This is a genomic window from Rugosimonospora africana (assembly GCF_016862975.1).
GTDB classification, from domain to species: domain Bacteria; phylum Actinomycetota; class Actinomycetes; order Mycobacteriales; family Micromonosporaceae; genus Rugosimonospora; species Rugosimonospora africana.
This window is the reverse complement of sequence record NZ_BONZ01000178.1, coordinates 1-1,032: the sequence shown is the minus strand read 5'-3', so window position 1 is coordinate 1,032 and position 1,032 is coordinate 1. Positions and strand designations below refer to the sequence as shown.

2 protein-coding genes are annotated in these 1,032 nt (G+C 65.4%); both read left to right on the top strand.

All coding sequences use genetic code 11. The features are described from left to right. Positions 1-17: 17 nt before the first annotated feature. Positions 18-806, top strand: coding sequence for a condensation domain-containing protein (locus Raf01_RS49095; RefSeq protein WP_203925071.1), 789 nt, complete (start codon positions 18-20; stop codon positions 804-806). Between the two features lie 17 nt (positions 807-823). Further along, a partial coding sequence (locus Raf01_RS49090; RefSeq protein ID WP_203925070.1) for a condensation domain-containing protein occupies positions 824-1,032 on the top strand: 209 nt, incomplete at its 3' end.

The following is a 1,032-nucleotide window of genomic DNA, read 5'->3' as shown; positions in this document are numbered from 1 at the left end:
CGGGCAGTGTCGTTTCGGTGTCGGTGGTGTTGGGTGCCGAGACCACGAACGCGTTGCTCACCAGTGTGCCGGCGGTGTTCCACGCGGGGGTCAATGACGTGTTGCTGGCGGGGCTGGCCCTCGCTGTTGCCCAGTGGCGTCGGAGTCGTGGTGGTCACGGCGATGAGGTGCTGGTCGATGTGGAGGGGCACGGCCGTCAGGAGGGTCTGGTCGACGGGGCCGACCTGTCGCGGACGGTCGGCTGGTTCACCAGCCTGTTCCCGGTTCGCCTGGCCGCGGGGACGTTGAGTTGGGCAGAGGTGTGCGCTGGTGGCTCCGGGGTGGGTGGGGTGGTCAAGCGGGTGAAGGAAGACCTGCGGCAGATCCCGGACAACGGTGTCGGGTATGGGTTGCTGCGGTACCTGAACCCGGAGACCGAGCGGGTGCTGTCTGGGTTGCCCAGTCCGCAGATCGGGTTCAACTATCTCGGGCGGGTCAACGTGGCTGGTGTTGAGGACTGGGCCATGGGTGGCGGTGTGAATGACGACATGCCGGTTGCTCGTGCGTTGCAGGTCGATGCGGTAACTCGGGATCGGGTTGATGGGCCGTGTTTGGAGGCGACGTGGTCGTGGCCGCGGACCCTGTTGGCGGAGCGGGATGTTCGGGACCTTGCCGAGCTGTGGTTCCAGGCCTTGGGAGGCATAACGGCGCATGCCACGAGGCCCGGCGCCGGCGGGCGTACTCCCTCGGACCTACCACTGGTGGACTTCAGCCAAGACGAGATCGATGAGTTGGAAGACGAGTTCGGGTCTGAGTGGGGGGCGTAACGTCGATGCCATCTGGATTGAACGACGTATTGCCGCTGTCGCCGTTGCAGGAGGGCTTGCTGTTCCATGCCCTGTATAACGGCCAGGGCCCGGATGTATACACGGCACACCTCACGGTGGATCTGGATGGTTCGGTAGACGGGGACGTTTTGAGGTCCGCTGCTGAGGCGTTGCTTCGGCGGCACGCGAACCTGCGGGCGGGATTCCGGTACCGCCGATCGGGTCA